This window comes from Luteimonas sp. TWI382 (assembly GCF_039674545.1).
Lineage (GTDB): Bacteria > Pseudomonadota > Gammaproteobacteria > Xanthomonadales > Xanthomonadaceae > Luteimonas.
The window spans coordinates 35,277-52,913 of the sequence record NZ_JBDJNS010000020.1 but is presented as its reverse complement, the minus strand read 5'-3'; the positions used below and the strand labels follow the sequence as shown (position 1 = coordinate 52,913).

15 protein-coding genes are annotated in these 17,637 nt (G+C 69.5%); 6 read left to right on the top strand and 9 right to left on the bottom strand.

Going from position 1 to position 17,637, the window contains the following annotated elements:
• Positions 1-67 precede the first annotated feature (67 nt).
• The 4 genes from ABE505_RS12710 (at position 68) to ABE505_RS12695 (ending at position 3,135) form a co-directional block, all read left to right on the top strand.
• On the top strand, positions 68-364 hold the full coding sequence (locus tag ABE505_RS12710) for a hypothetical protein (RefSeq protein WP_346444587.1): 297 nt from the start codon (positions 68-70) through the stop codon (positions 362-364).
• A 33-nt stretch (positions 365-397) separates the two neighbouring features.
• Positions 398-1,123: a fumarylacetoacetate hydrolase family protein gene (locus ABE505_RS12705; protein WP_346444585.1), complete on the top strand. Its 726-nt coding sequence runs from the start codon at positions 398-400 to the stop codon at positions 1,121-1,123.
• A 36-nt stretch (positions 1,124-1,159) separates the two neighbouring features.
• Positions 1,160-1,597: a large-conductance mechanosensitive channel protein MscL gene (mscL, locus tag ABE505_RS12700; protein WP_346444584.1), complete on the top strand. Its 438-nt coding sequence runs from the start codon at positions 1,160-1,162 to the stop codon at positions 1,595-1,597.
• A gap of 95 nt (positions 1,598-1,692) precedes the next feature.
• A complete protein-coding gene (locus ABE505_RS12695; RefSeq protein WP_346444582.1) occupies positions 1,693-3,135 on the top strand; it encodes a M28 family peptidase in 1,443 nt (480 codons plus the stop codon).
• Between the two features lie 322 nt (positions 3,136-3,457).
• On the opposite strand, the gene ABE505_RS12690 is transcribed toward ABE505_RS12695, so the two are convergent.
• The 6 genes from ABE505_RS12690 to ABE505_RS12665 all read right to left on the bottom strand — a co-directional run bounded on the left by ABE505_RS12690 (position 3,458) and on the right by ABE505_RS12665 (position 12,385).
• Positions 3,458-5,155, bottom strand: coding sequence for a hypothetical protein (locus tag ABE505_RS12690; protein WP_346444580.1), 1,698 nt, complete (start codon positions 5,153-5,155; stop codon positions 3,458-3,460).
• The gene (locus tag ABE505_RS12685; RefSeq protein WP_346444579.1) at positions 5,134-6,015 is read right to left on the bottom strand and encodes a TrmH family RNA methyltransferase; all 882 of its coding nucleotides are present in this window, start codon (positions 6,013-6,015) and stop codon (positions 5,134-5,136) included. The genes ABE505_RS12690 and ABE505_RS12685 overlap by 22 nt, the downstream gene beginning before the upstream one ends.
• The gene (locus ABE505_RS12680) at positions 6,012-7,502 is read right to left on the bottom strand and encodes an alanine/glycine:cation symporter family protein (protein ID WP_346444577.1); all 1,491 of its coding nucleotides are present in this window, start codon (positions 7,500-7,502) and stop codon (positions 6,012-6,014) included. Before ABE505_RS12680 ends, ABE505_RS12685 begins: the two co-directional genes overlap by 4 nt.
• Before the next feature lie 129 nt (positions 7,503-7,631).
• Positions 7,632-8,180: a GNAT family protein gene (locus ABE505_RS12675; protein ID WP_346444575.1), complete on the bottom strand. Its 549-nt coding sequence runs from the start codon at positions 8,178-8,180 to the stop codon at positions 7,632-7,634.
• 87 nt (positions 8,181-8,267) lie between these two features.
• Positions 8,268-11,402 (bottom strand): efflux RND transporter permease subunit, encoded by a 3,135-nt coding sequence (locus ABE505_RS12670; RefSeq protein WP_346444574.1) that lies wholly within the window; start codon positions 11,400-11,402, stop codon positions 8,268-8,270.
• Positions 11,399-12,385 (bottom strand): efflux RND transporter periplasmic adaptor subunit, encoded by a 987-nt coding sequence (locus tag ABE505_RS12665; RefSeq protein ID WP_346446260.1) that lies wholly within the window; start codon positions 12,383-12,385, stop codon positions 11,399-11,401. The genes ABE505_RS12670 and ABE505_RS12665 overlap by 4 nt, the downstream gene beginning before the upstream one ends.
• Before the next feature lie 301 nt (positions 12,386-12,686).
• On the opposite strand from ABE505_RS12665, the gene cysK reads away from it, so the two are divergent.
• Positions 12,687-13,646 carry a cysteine synthase A gene (gene cysK, locus ABE505_RS12660; RefSeq protein ID WP_346444571.1) on the top strand — a complete coding sequence of 320 codons (960 nt, stop codon included), beginning with the start codon at positions 12,687-12,689 and terminating at the stop codon, positions 13,644-13,646.
• A gap of 13 nt (positions 13,647-13,659) precedes the next feature.
• Here cysK and ABE505_RS12655 read toward each other — a convergent pair whose 3' ends face one another.
• Complete coding sequence (locus ABE505_RS12655) at positions 13,660-14,157, bottom strand: hypothetical protein (protein ID WP_346444569.1); 498 nt, start codon at positions 14,155-14,157, stop codon at positions 13,660-13,662.
• A 51-nt stretch (positions 14,158-14,208) separates the two neighbouring features.
• On the opposite strand from ABE505_RS12655, the gene ABE505_RS12650 reads away from it, so the two are divergent.
• On the top strand, positions 14,209-14,727 hold the full coding sequence (locus ABE505_RS12650; RefSeq protein ID WP_346444567.1) for an O-acetyl-ADP-ribose deacetylase: 519 nt from the start codon (positions 14,209-14,211) through the stop codon (positions 14,725-14,727).
• A gap of 200 nt (positions 14,728-14,927) precedes the next feature.
• Here ABE505_RS12650 and ABE505_RS12645 read toward each other — a convergent pair whose 3' ends face one another.
• Complete coding sequence (locus tag ABE505_RS12645; protein ID WP_346444565.1) at positions 14,928-15,935, bottom strand: class I fructose-bisphosphate aldolase; 1,008 nt, start codon at positions 15,933-15,935, stop codon at positions 14,928-14,930.
• A gap of 184 nt (positions 15,936-16,119) precedes the next feature.
• Positions 16,120-17,610 (bottom strand): pyruvate kinase, encoded by a 1,491-nt coding sequence (gene pyk / locus ABE505_RS12640; protein WP_346444564.1) that lies wholly within the window; start codon positions 17,608-17,610, stop codon positions 16,120-16,122.
• Positions 17,611-17,637: the final 27 nt, after the last annotated feature.

The following is a 17,637-nucleotide window of genomic DNA, read 5'->3' as shown; positions in this document are numbered from 1 at the left end:
GAGGCGAGCGACCGATACTGGACCCCTCGGCCAACCCGGCCATTGTGTCACGAGCATTGCAGCCGCCATGTCCAACGCCTTCTTCCGCGATCTCCACGCCCGTTTCGATGCCTCCGGTGTCCGTGCGGTGTTCGCGCCGCGCAAGCCGCGGCACCCGGCGTTGCGGGTGTTGCTGGGCCTGGTCGGCGTTGCCCTGCTCGCGGTGTTGCTGGTGGCCGGCCTGTTCGTCGGCGCCGCAATGCTGCTGTTCGGGCTTGCCCGCCGCTTGCTGATGCGCGGCGATGCGACGCCGCCCCGTGACGAGCGCATCGTCGAGGCCGAGTACCGCGTCGTGCGCAATCGCGACCAGCCATTGCTGCGCTGAGTGCAGCGGCGCCCGAACGCCAGAGCTGAGCCGATGACCGATCCGTCGTACGACGTGGTGCCCGCCGCGGCGCCGATCCGCCTGGCGGTGCGCGGTGGCGGCCAGTTCCCGGTCCGGCGCGTCTACTGCGTAGGCCGCAATTTCGCCGACCACGCCCGCGAAATGGGCGCCCAGGCCCCGGCGTCGAAGGCCGAGCGCGGCACGCCGGTGTTCTTCTCCAAACCTGCCGATGCGGTCGTCACCTCCGGCGAGGTGCCCTACCCCAGCGCCACGCGTGAGTTGCATCACGAGGTCGAACTGGTCGTGGCCATCGGCCGCGACGCGCCGCCGGGCGAACTGCCGGTCGACAGCGCCGCCGAGCTTGTCTACGGCTACGCGGTCGGCCTGGACCTCACCCGTCGCGACCTGCAGGCCGCCGCCAAGGCCAAGGGCCTGCCCTGGGACGTGGCCAAGGGCTTCGACGCCTCGGCACCGGTCGGCGAACTGGTGCCGGCCGCCGCCGTCGGCGCGCTGTCGCCGCGGACGTTGTCGCTCGAAGTCAACGGGGTGCTGCGGCAATCGTCGACGCTCGCACAGCTGATCTGGGACGTGCCCGAGATCCTGCACGAACTGTCCAAGCTGTTCGCGTTGCGCGCCGGCGATCTGGTGTTCATGGGGACCCCGGCCGGCGTCGCTGCGCTGCAGCCGGGCGATGTCTGTGTCGCCCGGCTCGACGACGTGCTCGACCTCCACTGCAAGGTGACTTCGGCCCCGCTATAGTCCCGTGCGCATCTCACTTACAGCGCAGGAGACATCATGGGCATACTCGCCGAGTTCAGGGAATTCGCCGTCCGCGGCAACGTCATCGACCTGGCGGTCGGCGTCGTCATCGGCGCGGCGTTCGGCAAGATCGTTACCGCACTCGTCGAAAACCTCATCATGCCGTTCATCGGCCTGCTGACCGGCGGCATCGATTTCTCCCGATGGGCGATCACATTGCGCGCGGCCCAGGTCGACGCGGCCGGCGAGGAGATCCCGGCGCTGGTGCTGGGCATCGGCAACGTCGTCAACACCATCGTGCAGTTCGTCATCGTCGCGTTCGCGATCTTCATCGCAGTGCGCTTCATCAACCGCCTCAAGCGCAAGCAGGCCGAGGCGCCGGTCGAAGAGAAGCCGGCCGAGCCCAGCGAGGAAGTCAAGCTGTTGCGCGAGATCCGCGATTGCCTGCGCAAGCCCGACGCGCCGCTCGCCTGATCCGCATCCTGCGCCGGGACCTCCGGCACATCGCCTCGAGCGGGCCGCGCGCGACAATGCGCGCGGCCCGTTCCTATTGCAGCCGGAGATCGCGCATGCGCCCTGCCCCCCTTCTCAACGCTCTCGCCCTGGCCCTGCTGTCGGGCGCCTTGCTGGTTCCGGGCACTGGAACTGCGCGCGAACGCGCGTCCGCACCGGTGGCGCAGGCTTCACTGGACGCGGCAGCGCAACTGCGCGAGCGCGCATTGCAGGACGGCACCGCGTATCGGCTGATCGAGTCGCTGACCACGCAGATCGGCCCGCGCCTGCCCGGCAGCGAGGCCGATGCCCGCGCGGTCGAATGGGCCAAGGCGCGGTTCGTCGAACTCGGCTACGACCGGGTATGGACCGAGCCGGTGACCTTCCCGAAGTGGGAACGGCGCAGCGAGCGCGCGGCGGTCGTCGGCGCCCATGCCCAGCCGCTGGTGCTCACCGCACTGGGCGGCAGTCCCGGGGGCGAGGTGTCGGCACAGATCGTGCGCTTCGACAGCCTGGCCGCGCTCGAGGCCGCCGACGCGGCGACGCTGCGGGGGCGCATCGTGTTCGTCGATATTCCGATGCCGCGCTCGCGCGACGGCAGCGGGTACAGCGCCGCCGGTGCGATCCGCAGTCGCGGGCCGTCGATCGCCGCGCGCAAGGGCGCCGCCGCGTACTTGATGCGCTCGATCGGCACCAGTCCGCATCGGGTCGCCAACACCGGCATCACCCGTTTCGATGCCGACGTGACCCCGATCCCGTCGGCGGCGTTGTCGCTGCCCGACGCCGACCAGCTCGCGCGCCTGTTGCGGCTGGGACCGGTGGAAGTCGCGCTTGCACTCGATTGCGGCTGGAACGGCGAGTACACGTCGCAGAACGTGATCGCCGAACTCACCGGCCGAGAGCGACCGGAGGAGATCGTTCTGATCGCCGGCCATCTCGATTCCTGGGACCTGGGCACCGGCGCGGTCGACGACGCCTCGGGCGTGGGCATCACGATGGCCGCCGGGCACCTGATCGCGCAGCAGCCGCAGCGCCCGCGTCGCAGCGTGCGCGTGGTAGCGTTCGCGAACGAAGAGCAGGGCCTGCTCGGCGCGCGCGCCTACGCCGAGGCGCACGGCGGCGCCGATGTGATCGCCCGGCATGTGATCGGCGCCGAGAGCGACTTCGGCGCCGGTCGCATCTACGGCTTCAACACCAGCGCCCCGGCGGGACAGCGTGCGACCAGCGATGCGATCGCCGAGGTACTGCGCCCGCTCGGGATCGACTATCTGCAGGACAAGGGCAGCCCGGGCCCGGACATCTCGCCGCTGGCGGCCAAGGGCGGCGCCTGGGGCTGGCTGGGCCAGGACGGCACCGACTACTTCGATCTGCACCACAACGCCGACGATACGTTCGACAAGGTCGACCCCGACGCGGTCGCGCAGAACACGGCCGCCTATGCAGTGTTCGCGTGGCTGGCCGCAGAGTCCGACGAAAGCTTCGGCAGCGCGCCCAAGGCGCACGACTCCCCCGCGCACTGATCGGCAATCGCGGCGACGCCCTGGCCGGGCCGGTTCCGGAGGATGGACAGGCGGCGGGCGCTGATGGGCCGTCACCACGCGGCTCGCGTCTCGATCAGCTTGCCTCTCTGCCCCCTCCTTGGGGCGCTGCGCCGGCCCGCCTCACGCCGACGCGCGTGATCGCGCGCCGTGTGGACGCGGGTCGCGCACTCGTCGTCCGTGTGATGCCGGTCGCCCACACGGCACAGCGGCGCAGTCGCCACGTCCCGCATCGCATCGGCACGCAATGACACTTGCCTCTTGCAGCAGAGCCACGCCGCGGATCACGATCGCCGGCGCGGGCTTATCTGTCGGCGTCGCCCCGTAGCGTCGCCACGCGAGGTGATGCGGCGCTCGCGTCCTGCATCCAGCCGATCGCGCGCGTGCGATCGAGCGGATCACGAAGCGCGAGACCGCGCGCGACGCCGTCAGCATCGAGCAGCAGCCAGCGATCCAAGCCCTCCTGCGGCGCGGCGAATGTGACCCGCTGCGCCACGCGGTCGGGCACGAGGTCGTCGTCGAATACAGCAACCGTCACGGTGCCGACGTCATTCTCGCGCACAACGTCGGTGCCCGGCGCGCGCCCAAGCCAGCGGACCTCAGGCCAGGCATGCATCGCAGCGCCGCGTCGCGCAAGCGGCCCGGCGGCCACGCGGAGTTCTTCGACCACGTTCTCGCCCAGCGTCAACTCGGGATCGAGCACACCGACCGCCACCGAAGCAGCGATCGGGGTCGCGACCTGCGCGATGCGTTCGGCGTACCGCCACATCCAGAGCTGGCTGGGCAGCAGCAGTGCCGCAACGACGAGCGCGGCAAACGGTCCAATCGCCGTGCGCGCACCCGCGACAGCCGCGTACGCCAGGCCCGCCCAGAACAGGCTCGACCAGACGACGTAGCGGGTCGCCAGCAACTGGGCCGGGAACAATGTGAAGTACTCCAGCCGCGCCAGCGCGATCAGCACGCCCACGCCCAGTGCGAACCAAGCAATCCCGAGACCCACAACCACCTGCACGGCCGGCGCACGACGGCAGTGTAAGCTCGCGACCAGAAGCCAGGCCGCGCCAAGCGCACCGGTGAGCAGATGCGGCCAGCGCGCGGTCAGCGCCGAACCGGCCATCGCCGCAATGCACTCCGACACTGCCACGGCAACGCTACGAACCGGCGCGACTGGAAGCCGTGCCGCCATCTCTGGGTCAAGCAGCGGCCACGCCGCGTACAGCGACGGGGCGGCAAGCCAGCGCAACAGGCGATCGGCCTGCACGACCGGCGCAACGCCGATCCGCTCGCCGCCGACGCCGGCGAGTATGGTCATCCCTACGGCCACGCCCGCGCAGAGCAGCACCGGGACGGCGTCACGCCAGGCCGCGCGGCGCAGCCACAGCACCGCTCCAAACGCGCCGAAGCATGCGATGCCCGATCCGAACGAGAACGTGGCCACGAGCCCGCAAGTACCGGCGAGCCAGCCGTGGCACCACGCCTGCGCAGCATTGCGCGGCCGCGCGGCGAGCAGACCCACGCCCAGCGCGAGCGCCAGCGTGACCAGATAGGCGTGCACGCTTTCCTGCGCGTGGACCAGCGCACGCGCGTTGCCGAGCCAGCACAGCCCGACCACCGCCCATAGGAAGGCGACCGCGCGCACTGCAGGCCTGGCCGTCGCCAGCGGGCGCCACAGCGCCGCGAGCGTCGCCAGCAGCAGTCCGATGCCGACCAGGATCTGCAGTCCCTGCGAGGCGCCGAACAGCCGCAAGTCAAGCCAGCGGACCATGTTGGGGAGCACCTCGCGGTGGCCGTTGCTGACCATCAGCACCCCGTCGACGAACCGCGCGTCCGCCAAGACCGCGATGTAGCGCCAGCCGTCTGCATAGGGCACCCGCGGTGCAAGTCGCCACATTGCCCATAGACCGGCCAGCAGATAGAGCGCCGCGAGTGCGTACGCGAGCGGAGCGACGCCGTGGCGCGCGCGTGCGCGCAGCGCCGCCCTCACGTCCGGAGGGCGGCCCACTGGGCCAGCAGCACGGCGGTAGCCGAGGCGACGTTGAGACTTTCGACCGCGCCGCTGCCCGGGATGCCGAGCTTGCGATCGCAGGCGTCGGCGAGTGCCGCGTCCATGCCCTCGCCTTCGGCGCCGAGCACGTAGACCAGCCGCGACGGCAACGCGGCTTTGAAAAGATCCTCGCCGCCGCGCACGACCGTGGCCGCCAGTTGGAAGCCGGCACTGCGCAACTGCGCCAACGCGTTATCCTCCCGGCCCAGGCGGACGAAGCGCACGGCCTCCGCGCCGCCTTCGGCGACACGCGCGGCCGCGCCCGACAGCGCGAGCGTGGCGTCCCTGGGCAGCAACACGGCACCGACGCCAAAGTGCGCGGCCGAACGCAGGATCGCGCCGAGGTTGTGCGGGTTGCCGACGCCATCGAGCCACAGCGCGCAGGCCGGCCCCGCGGGCAACGCCTGCAGCCAATCGCCGAGCGACAGCGGCGCCTCGCGCAGCACGTCGGCGACGATGCCCTCGTGATGCGTGCTCGCCGCCAGCTTGCGCAGATCGTCCTCGCCGACGACGCGGTAGCCCACACGATGGGCCGCGCACCACTTGAGCATGGGCTGCAACTGCGGGATGCGCGCCTCGAGCAGATACAGCTTGCGGATCGCCTCGGGCCGCTTGGCGAACACCGCATCGATGGCGTTGCGTCCATACAGACGCATTTCCCGGCGCTCGCCGCCGTCGCCGTCACCGCCGGGCGCCACGGCCGCGATTCGCGGACCGGCCGGCGAGACTGCGCGTGCGCCCCACGGGCTGGCCTGCCTGGGACCGACCTCGCCCCGTCCTGCCGGCCCGCGTGGCGGGCGACGTCCTGCATCGGTCATGGTGTGCGTTTCCAGAAGTCGGCATTGCGGATGCCCAGCTTATCGGGGTCGAAGACCGGATCGAGCCCCTGCTTCTTCTGGCTTTCGTAATCGCGCAGCGCCTGCAACGCCGGCTTTTGCAGGATCAGGATCGCAACGATGTTGAGCCAGGCCATCACGCCGACGCCGATGTCGCCGAGCATCCACGCCATCTCGGCGCTGCGGATCGCACCAAAGATCACCATGCCCAGCAGCGCTACCCGCAGCAGCAGCGTCCGCCCCGGCCGCGCCACGTGCTTGTTGAGGTAGGTCAGGTTGGTCTCGGCCATGTAGTAATAGGCCATGATCGTGGTGAACGCGAAAAAGAACAACGCGATTGCAACAAAGAGGGCGCCCCAGCCGGGCAGAATCGACTCGATACCCGCCTGCGCAAAGCCCGATCCGGCCTCCACCCCCGGAAGCGCCTCGTGCAGCATCGCCCCCTCGGGGCCGACCACGTTGTACATCCCCGTCGCCAGGATCAGGAATGCGGTCGAGGTACAGACCAGCATCGTGTCGAAGTAGATCGCCCAGGCCTGCACATAGCCCTGCTTGGCCGGGTGCGACACCTCGGCCGCCGCGGCGGCATGGGGCCCGGTGCCCTGACCGGCCTCGTTGGCGTAGATGCCGCGCTTGACGCCCCATTCCACGGCCAACCCGAGCATTGCGCCGAACCCGGCATGCACGCCGAACGCGCTCTCGAAGATGATGCGGAACATCGTCGGCACGAAATCGTAGTTGATGACCATCACCGTGACTGCGGTGAGGATGTAGGCGATCGCCATGAACGGGACCACCAGTTCGGCGAACGCGGCGATGCGCTTGACGCCACCGAAGATGATGACCGCCAGCAGCAGCGCCACGGTGATGCCGATGCCCGCCTTGAGCGCGATCCGCGCATCGATGCCCATCCACTGGCCGGACAGGTCGCCGCAGACCGTGCTGCCAGCGCAGACGTTGGCGATGCTGTCGGCGATCGCATTGGCCTGCACACCCGGCATCAGCAGGCCCGCTGCCACCAGGGTCGCGAATGCGAACGCCAGCGCATACCACTTCAGGCCCATCGCCTTTTCGATGTAGTAGGCCGGGCCACCGCGGTAGCGGCCCTCTGCATCCTTTTCCTTGTAGATCTGCGCCAGGGTGCACTCGACGTAGGAGGTGGAGGCGCCGAGGAACCCCATCACCCACATCCAGAACACCGCGCCCGGGCCGCCAAACGCAATCGCGGTGGCGACGCCGGCGATGTTGCCGATCCCGATGCGCCCGGCCATCGACATCGCCAGTGCCTGGAACGAAGACACGCCGGCATCGGATTTCTGGCCGGTGAAGGTGAGTCGGGTCATCTCGACAAAGCCGCGCACCTGCATGAAGCGCGTGCGAAGCGTGAACCACAGGCCGGCGCCCAGGCACAGCGCAATCAGCGCCTTGCTCCAGATCAGACCATTGAGGGCGGTGAGCAGTTGATCCATCGGTCTGGCTCCGGGCTGGACGGGGGCGGATGACGCGGACGACACACGAAGGATCGATTTTCCACGATCAGGGGGTCGAATGCGACGCACTGTCGCAGCTGCGGACATTGCGCCTTCCCACGCCTCGGGTCAGCCCGAGGAAGGCGGACCCTCGCGCACCAGCCCGAACAGCCGGAGATCGTGCAGCCCATCGGCCTTGCGTACTGCGCCGCGCAGCCGGCCCTCCTCCACGAAGCCATTGCAGACGAGGACCCGCGCCGAGGCCGGGTTGAGGTCGAGCACGTTGGCTTGCAGGCGCCTCAGGTCCAGCGCGTCCATCACCCAGGGCACATAGGCCGCGACCACCCGGCGCATGATGCGGCGGTTCCAGTGCACGCGCGCCAGCCAGTAGCCGAGTTCGGCCGAATGCGCGCGTTCGCCCGCGCCCTGGCGGGCATCGATGCTGCCGCAGGCCTCGCCGTCGATGTCGATCGCCAGCACCGGCCCCGACAGGTCGACGACCTCACCAGCCAGGAACGCCGCGCCGTCGGCGCGCGTATAGGGATGGGGAAAGCGGTCGCTGAGCCCGCGCACGACCAGCGGATCGTCGGCATAGCGCAGCAACGCCTCGAGATCGGCGTCGCGCCAGCGCCGCAGCACGAAGCCATCGCCTTCGAGCCGCACGTCGTCCCAACGCATCGCCCGCCTCCCCCCAGAACCGGGGTCAGAGTGCAATTTCGCGCGCCCGATTGCACCTAAAAATGCACTCTGACCCCGGTTCTGGGGTCAGGCGTGGCCGCCCACGGCGGGGGTTTCGGCTTCCAGGCGCTCGAGTTCCTGGGCCAGGGCTTCGGGGGAGCGCGTGAACGGCGCGAGCAGGGCGTAGAACGCCGGGACCACGAACAGCGACAGCAGGGTCGAGAATGCGACGCCGAAGATGATCACGATGCCGATCGTCGCCCGACTCGCCGAACCGGGACCGCCGGCCACGACCAGCGGGATCGCGCCGACGATCGTCGCGGTGGACGTCATCAGGATCGGACGCAGGCGCACCGCCGAGGCCTCGGCGATCGCCTCGCGGACGCTCCGCCCCTCGTCCCGCAACTGGTTGGCGAACTCGACGATCAGGATGCCGTTCTTGGCCGCCAGGCCGATCAGCATGACGATCCCGATCTGGCTGAAGAGGTTCAGCGTCCCCCCTGTCGCCCACAGGCCCAGCAACGCACCGAGTACCGCCAGCGGCACGGTCAACATGATCACCAGCGGGTGGATGAAGCTCTCGAACTGCGCGGCCAGCACCAGGTAGACGATCATCAATGCCATCGCGAACGTCAGCAGCACCGCGCCACCGGCTTCCTGGAACTCGCGGCTCTCGCCCTTCCAGTCGATCTGCGCATAGTCGGGCAGTTCCTCGGCAGCGACCTGACGCGTCCACTCCAGCGCCTCGCCCATCGAATAGCCGGGCGCCAGCCCGGCACTGATGGTGATCGCACGCAGCCGGTTGAAGCGGTTGAAGCTGCCCGGTTCGGCGATCTCGCTGAGCGTGACCAGATTGGCCAACGGCACCAGCGCCTGGTCGCGACCGCGCACATAGGTGTCGGCGAGATCGGCCGGATTCATGCGCCGCTTGCGTCCGGCTTGCAGCAGCACGTCGTACTCCTCGCCGTTGTCGACGAACGTGGTGACCTGGCGCGAGCCCATCATCGTCTCGAGCGTGCGTCCGATCTCCTGCACCGACACGCCCAGGTCGGCCGCGCGCTGGCGGTCGATGTCCACGCGCATCTGCGGCCGCGTTTCCTTGTAGTCCGAGTCGGGGTCCTGGATGCCCGGATTCTCGCGCATGCGCGCGAGCATGCGATCGCGCCATTGCGCGATCTCCGCGTAGTCCGGCCCGCCGAGCACCAACTGGTAGCGCTGACCGCGGCTGCCGACCAGACCGCCCGGTACATTGGCGCGCACCTGCACGCCGGGCAGCTTGGCGAACTCGGCGCGCAACGTCTCGACGACGTCGACCGTGCTTTCCTTGCGGTGCTTCCAGTCCTGCAAGAACACGATTACCTGGCCGGTGTGCATGTCCTCGCTGCCGCCCCAGCCGCGCGGCACGCGGGAGTTGGCGCGGGCGATCGGCTGGTCGTCGCCGACCAGTGGCGCGAAGATCGCCTCGACGTGCTGCATCTGCCCGACGGTGTAGTCGAAGCCCGCGCCCTCGGGGCCGTCGACGCCGACGAAGAACCGCCCGCGGTCCTCGGCCGGCGACAGTTCGCTGGGCACGCGCGCAAACAGCAGCACCGCGGCCGCCACGCACACCGCGATCGCCGCCACGAGCAGCAACAACAGGCGCCCGGCCGGCAACGCGACCAGCGTGTCCACGCGGCGGCCGTAGCCGCTGCCCAGCCGCGCCAGTTGCCGGTTCATCCACGCATTGAAGCCGCGCTGCTTGGTGTGCGGCCGCACCAGCTTGGAGCACATCATCGGCGTGAGCGTGAGCGCGATGAACGCCGACAGCGCGACCGCGCCGGCCAGCGCGACCGACAACTCGCGGAACAGCCGCCCCGAATTGCCCTCCATGAAGCCGACCGGCAGGAACACCGCGACCAGCACCGCGGTCGTGGAGATCACCGCGAAGGCGACTTGCGCGGTGCCGCGGCGCGCGGCCACCAGCGGCGGCTCGCCCAGATCGGCGCGGCGCTGCACGTTCTCCAGCACGATGATCGCATCGTCCACGACCAGGCCGATGCACAGCACCAGCGCCAGCAGCGTGAGCAGGTTGATCGAGAAGCCGAACACGTACAGCGCGATGAACGCGGCGATCAAGCACACCGGCACGGTCAGCGCCGGGATCAACGCCGCGCGCAGGCTGCCCAGGAACAACCAGATCACCAGGAACACCAGCGCCATCGCCTCGCCCAGCGTCCAGTAGACGCGGGTGATCGCCGCGTCGATGAACACGGTGTTGTCGGAGGCGACGAAAATCTCGGTGCCTTCGGGCAGCGTCTGCTGGATGCGCTCGGCCTCGGCGCGCGCGGCGCGTGCGACATCGAGTGCATTGGCGGTCGAGGTGCGCACGATGCCCAGGCCCACATTGGGCACCGAGTTGCTGCGCATGTAGGAGCGCCGCTCGGCCGAGCCCAGTTCGATCTGCGCGACATCGCCCAGACGCACGACGTAACCGTCGCTGCCGCGGCGCACCGGGATCTGTGCAAATTGCGACGGCTCGCGGAAGCCCCGCTCCACGCGCAACGTGAAGTCGCGGGTCTGCGACTCGATCCGGCCGGCCGGCAGTTCGACGTTCTCGGTGCGCAACGCGTTCTCGACATCGGCGGCGGTGATGTTGCGCGCAGCCATCTCGTCGCGGTCGAGCCAGATCCGCATCGCATAGCGGTGCCCACCGCTCAGATGCACACGCGCCACGCCGTCGAGCGAGGACAAACGATCGAGAATGTAACGGTCGGTGTAGTCGGTCAGCTCGAGCGTGTTCATCGTGCTCGAGCGCAGGTTCAGCCAGACGATCGCGTCGGCGTCGGCTTCGACCTTGGAGATCTCGGGCGGGTCGGCCTCGACCGGCATCCGATCCATGACCCGGCTGATCGCATCGCGCACGTCGTTGGCGGCGGCCTCGATATCGCGGCTCAGGTTGAACTCGATGGTGACATCGGATCGACCGTTGCGGCTGCGCGACTCGATCGTGCGGATGCCCTCGATACCCGACAGCGCGTCCTCGAGAATCTGCGTGATGCGGGTCTCGACCACGGCAGCCGATGCCCCGGGATAGCTGACGTCGACCGAGACGATCGGCGGATCGATGTTCGGCAACTCGCGCAGCGTCAGCCGGGTGAAGGCCATGATGCCCAGCGCCACCAGCAACAGGCTCATGACGGCCGCGAACACCGGCCGGCGGATGGAGACATCCGACAGTTTCATCGCACCTCGTCTCCTGGCGCGTCGGCGTCCTCGGCCGGCTGCGCCTTGGCCTCCTGCACCGTGCCTTCGACGATCTTCATGCCCGGCCGCAGTTTGCCCGTGCCGTCGAGCACGATGCGCTCGCCTGGCGTCAGACCCTCGACCAGTTCGGCCAGGCCATCCTGGCGCACACCGATCTCGACCGGCGCCTGCTCGACCGTCTCATCCTCGCGAACGCGGTAGACGAACGTGTCGCGGCCGACCTGGATCACCGCGATCTCCGGCACCATCAGCGCTTGCCGCGTGCGCTGCTGCAGCCGCACCTGGATCAGCATGCCCGGCCGCAGCCGGCGATCGGGATTGCCGAAGGCGCCCCGCACCGTCACCGCGCGGGTGTTGGCATCGACGCGGGCGTCGATCGTCTGCACCACGCCCTCGAACTCGTCGGCCGGATACGCGGCACTGCGCCCGAACACCCGCTGACCCGGCGCAATGGCCGCCAGCCGGGTCTCGGGCACGGGGAAGTCGACATAGACCGTCGAGATGTCGTCGAGCGTCGCGATCGCGGTGCCGGGCGTCACCAGCGCGCCCGGGCTGACCTGGCGGATGCCCAGCACGCCAGCGAACGGCGCGCGGATGGTGCGGTCGCCGACATTGGCCCGCATCTCGGCGACGTTCGCACGGGCGGCATCGCGGGTCGCCCGCAGGGTGTCGAGCGATGCACGCGCGATCAACTGCTGGTCCACCAGGCCGGCGCCGCGACGATACTGCTGCTCGGCCTCGATCGCCGCCGCCTCTGCCGCCTCGAGCGCCGCCTGCTGCTGGCCGCCGGTCAGCGTGACCAGCACCATGCCGGCATCGACATCGTCGCCGCTGTCGAAATGCACCCGCTGCACGGTCTCGCTGACCTTGGCCGTGAGCATGATCGACTCGCGTGCCTTGACCGTGCCCAACGCCGCGACCGTGTCGTTCCAGTCCCGCAGCGCGGTCACCGTCGTCGTCACCGGAACCGCTACACCGCCCTCGGGGCGGGCCGCGCTTTCGGGGCTGCCACAGGCGGCCAGCATCGATGCGAGGAGGGCGACGAGCGCGCACGACACGGTGCCGCGGCGGCCTGGGGCTTGCTCGGACAAGGGAGGACCCTGAGACGGTGAAAGCGCCGGAGTGTACCCGCTGGCCCGTGACGCCGACCGTGCCATCGGATGGTGTCGAAAAAACAGCGTTCCATGTCAACGCATGGTCCACCGGCGCGTTTTGTCGCAGTCTGCGATGACCGCGCAACGCGCCTGCCCCCGCGAGTTCCCCATGGCCCTGTACGACAGCATCCTCGACACCGTCGGCAACACGCCCATCGTCCGGCTGAACAGGCTGGCGCCGGCCAACGTCACACTCTACGCCAAGGTCGAATCCTTCAATCCTGGCGGTTCGGTCAAGGACCGCCTGGCCCTGGCCATCGTCCTCGACGCCGAGCGCCGCGGCCTGCTCAAGCCTGGCGACACGATCGTCGAGGCCACCTCCGGCAACACCGGCGTCGCTCTGGCGATGGTCGCGGCCGCGCGCGGCTACAAGTTCGTCGCCACGATGGTCGAGACGTTCTCGATCGAGCGCCGCAAGCTGATGCGCGCATACGGCGCCAAGGTGATCCTGACCCCGGCCGCCGAGCGCGGCTCGGGCATGGTCCGCAAGGCCAAGGAACTCGCCGAGCAACACGGCTGGTTCCTCGCCAGCCAATTCGCCAACCCCGCCAATCCCGCCTACCACCGCAATACCACCGCGGCCGAGATCCTGCGCGACTTCGCCGGCCGCCGGCTCGACCACTTCGTCACCGGCTGGGGCACCGGCGGCACGCTGACCGGCGTGGGCGAGGTCCTCAAGGTCGCGCGGCCCGAGGTCAAGGTCACCGCGGCCGAACCTGCGGGCGCGGCCATGCTGCAAGGCAAGGACTGGGCGCCGCACAAGATCCAGGGCTGGACCCCGGACTTCGTACCCGAGGTGCTCAATCGCGACATCGCCGCGCAGGTACTCTCGGTCGACGACGGGCTGGCGATCGAGACCGCGCGCCGGCTCGCGGCCGAAGAAGGCATCTTCGTCGGCATCTCGGCCGGCGCCACCGCAGCCGCCGCGCTCGAGGTCGCCAAGACCGCCAGCGACGGCGAGGTGATCCTGACGATGCTGCCCGACACCGGCGAGCGCTACTTCTCCACGCCGCTGTTTGCCGACGTCAACGAAGGCTCGGACGACGACTGGCTGGCGGGCCTGCCCTGAGCGCGACCCGGCGCTAGCCTCGCGCCATCCACAGCGCCAGGCCGACGCTGAGCGCCAACAGCAGCGCCACCCAGAGCAGCCAGCCGTAGCGGCCACTATCGCCGGCGACCACGGTCTCCTGGCGCGCCTCGCGCAGCAGCGGCGAGGCGTGCCGGGACACGGTCTGCCGCGCCGCCTCGTCGTCGAGTGCCGGGTCGAGCTCGCGCAAGCGCCGCGCCGCGTCCTCGGTGTTGCCCGTCGCGATCCGCGCCGCGACCTCGGTGGGCAGCGTCGCCTCGCCCACGGGGCTCGCCTGCGATGACGGGCGGTACCGGTCGTCGCGCCCGTCAAGTGCGTCGACCGAGTCTTTGGCGGCCCGCAGCGACAGCCCCGGATTGGCATCGCGCAGAATCTTGATCGCCTCCACCTTGCGCCCGCGGCGCAGCAGATCGTGGACGGGGGAGGGGACGTGCAATGGCGCGCGATCGCTCATCGAAAAGTCGCTCTCAAGGACAGGATCGGCCGCCAGCATCGCGCAGACGGCGTGATGCCACCATCCAGCCGCCGTCGATATGCTGCGCCGATGGACCAGCTCCGCGCCCTGCATGCCGACATCACCCGCTGCGAGGTCGATGCGATCGTCAACGCCGCCAACCCGTCCTTGCTCGGCGGCGGCGGCGTCGATGGCGCCATCCATCGCGCGGCCGGCCCGGCGCTGCTGCATGCCTGCCGCGCCCTGCCCGAATCGCGGCCGGGTGTCCGTTGCCCGACCGGCGAAGCGAGGATCACGCCTGGCTTCGCGTTGCCGGCGCGCCATGTGATCCACACCGTCGGCCCGGTCTGGCAGGGCGGCCGGTACGGCGAGCCAGCGCTGCTCGCCGCCTGTTACCGCAACGCGCTGGCACTGGCGCGGGTGCATGGACTGGCGTCGATCGCGTTCCCGGCGATCAGCTGCGGGATCTACGGCTACCCGCCCGATGCCGCGGTCGCGATCGCCGTGGCGCAAGTGCGCGACAGCCTGGCCGAGGACCCATTGGACGTGTTGTTCTGCTGCCACGATCCCGTGATGCTGGCGCGCTACACCGCGGCGCTGGCGGCCTGAGCCGCACGACCCGCGGTCAGGCCCCCCACCCCGGGGCCCACCCAACCCCCGGGACCTGAGTCCAATTTCGCGCGGCAAATTGGCACTCGCACCCCGGTTTTGCAGGTTTTTCGGTTTTGCGGGCGGACAGACGGGGCGGGCCCACAACGCGAAACGCCGGCGCAAGGCCGGCGTTTCGATGAGCGAACGGAAGATCAGGCTCAGCCCTTCTTCCACTTGCCCTGCGCGGCCAGACCGTTGTCGCGGGCGCGGGCGAACACCGTCTCCTGCGCCTTGGCGACGTTGTTGGCCAGGTCCTGCGACCACAGCTTCAAGGCGGCCTGCTGCATCGCACGGCCATAGGAGAACGACAGCGGCCAGGGGTTCGGCCCAAGGCGGTTCATCGCATCCAGATGTGCGGTCGACTGCTCGTCGCTCTGCCCGCCCGACAGGAACACGATGCCCGGCAGGATCGCCGGCACCGCCGACTTCAGGCACATCAGCGTGGCCTCGGCGACCTCGTCGACCTCGGCAGTCTCGCCGCTGTCCTTGCCCGGCAGCACCATCGACGCCTTGAGGATCGTGCCTTCGAGCATGACGTTCTGGTTGTACAGCGCGTCGAACAGCGCGCGCAGCGTGACCTCGGTGACCTCGTAGCAGGTCTCGATGTCGTGGCTGCCGTCCATCAGCACTTCCGGCTCGACCATCGGCACCAGGCCCTGCTCCTGGCACAGCGCCGCGTAGCGGGCAAGCGCGTGGGCGTTGGCCTCGATGCAGGTGCCCGACGGGATGTCCTCGCCGATGTTGATCACCGCGCGCCACTTGGCGAAGCGGGCGCCAAGCTTGTAGTACTCCTCCAGGCGCGCGCGCAGCCCATCCAGGCCCTCGGTGACGACCTCGCCCGGGAACCCGGCGAGCGCGTGCGTGCCCTTGTCGACCTTGATGCCCGGGATCATGCCGTGATCGCTCATGTACTTGGCGAACGGCACCCCGTCCTTGGTCGACTGACGGATCGTCTCGTCGAACAGGATCGCACCGCTGATGTGGTCCGACAGCTTGGGCGTGGTCAGCAGCAGTTCGCGGTAGGCGCGACGGTTCTCCTCGTTGTTCGGAATGCCCACGCCCTCGAACCGCTTGGCGATGGTGGAGGTGGACTCGTCGATCGCGATGATGCCCTTGCCCGGCGCGACCATGGCCTGGGCGATGTCTGCAAGCTGTTCGATGCTCATGTGGCGGTGACGTCCATCGGCGGGGAAAGGCGCCCATTATAGCCCGCCGGCTTCGACGAAGCGCCCAGCGCCCGGCGCCGCCGCGCGCCGAAATCGCGCGCAACGTCGGGGAAAACGTTTACAGCACGTCGCGATCCGCGCAGGCCGCGCGGGACAGCCGGTGGCGGTCCCGCGCACGGGCCGGCTACAGCTCGCCCAGGCCCTCGGCCCGACCGTCGCCGCCGACCTGCAGCAGGCGCAGGGTGTTGGTCGCGCCGTGTGTCTCCATGTGCTCGCCACTGGTGAACACCACACGTTCGCCCGGCCCCAGCAGGCCGGCGTCGACCAACAGGCGGATGCTGCCGCGCGCGGCTTCGCGCGGGGTCTGACCGCGGCTGTCGTAGTTGAATGGGAACACATCGCGCATCAGTGACATGCGCCGACGTGCGCCGGCGTGGCGCGAGAACGCGTAGATCGACGCGCCGCCGCGAAAACGCGACAGGTAGCGCGCGGTGCCGCCCGATTCGGTCATCGCGACGATCGCGCCGACGCCGACGTGCTCGGACAGGAACATCGCGGCCATCGCGATCGCGTGGTCGGCGCGTTCGAGGTTGCGCTGCGCCTTCTCGAAGTCGGTGTCCTGCGCGAACTGGCGCTCGGCGCCGACGCAGACCCGCGCCATCGCCTCGACCGCGCGCACCGGATACGCACCGGCGGCAGTCTCGGCCGAGAGCATCACCGCATCGGTGCCGTCGATGACCGAGTTGGCCACGTCGAGCACCTCGGCGCGCGTGGGCATCGGACTTTCGACCATCGACTGCAGCATCTGGGTGGCGGTGATCACCACCTTGTTGCGCGCCAGCGACTCGCGGATGATTTTCTTCTGCAGGCCCGGCAGCTCGGCGTCGCCGATCTCCACACCCAGGTCGCCGCGCGCGACCATCACCACGTCGCTGGCATCGATGATCTCGGCGAGATTCTCGATTGCCTCGGTACGTTCGATCTTCGACACCAGCGCGGCATCGCTGCCATGCGCACGCGCGATCGAACGCGCTTCTTCCATGTCGGCCGCATTGCGGCAGAACGACACCGCGATGAAGTCGACACCGATCTCCGCGGCGATCTTGATCAGCGCACGGTCGTGATCGGTCAACGCGCCCAGCGACAGGCCACCGCCCTGCTTGTTGAGACCCTTGCGGTTCGACAGCACGCCGTCGTTGAGTACGGTGGTGACGATGCGCACGCCCTCCACCGCGGTCACCTGCAACTGCATCAGGCCATCGTCGAGCAGCAGCACGTCGCCTGCCGCCACGTCGTCCGGCAAGCCGAGATAACTGACGCCGACCTCGTCGACCGTGCCCAAGGGCGCGTCGGGGTCGGCGACCAGGTCGAAGCGCGCGCCTGCGCGCAGCGTCACCTTGCCGTCGGCGAACTTTTCGATGCGGATCTTCGGGCCCGGCAGGTCGGCCAGGATGCCGATCTCGACCCCGGCTCGGTCGGCCGCGGCGCGGACAGCCTCGGCGCGCACCTTCTGCGATGCCGGGTCGCCATGCGAGAAGTTGAGGCGGACGGCATTGACGCCGGCGGCGATCAGCGCGTCGAGCACGCCCGGCGCGTCGGTGGCAGGTCCGAGCGTGGCGAGGATACGTGTACGGCGCCGATGCGCCGGGACGGGAGTCAATTCGTTGGCAGTCATTCCGCGATCTTAGTGTCCACCGATGGT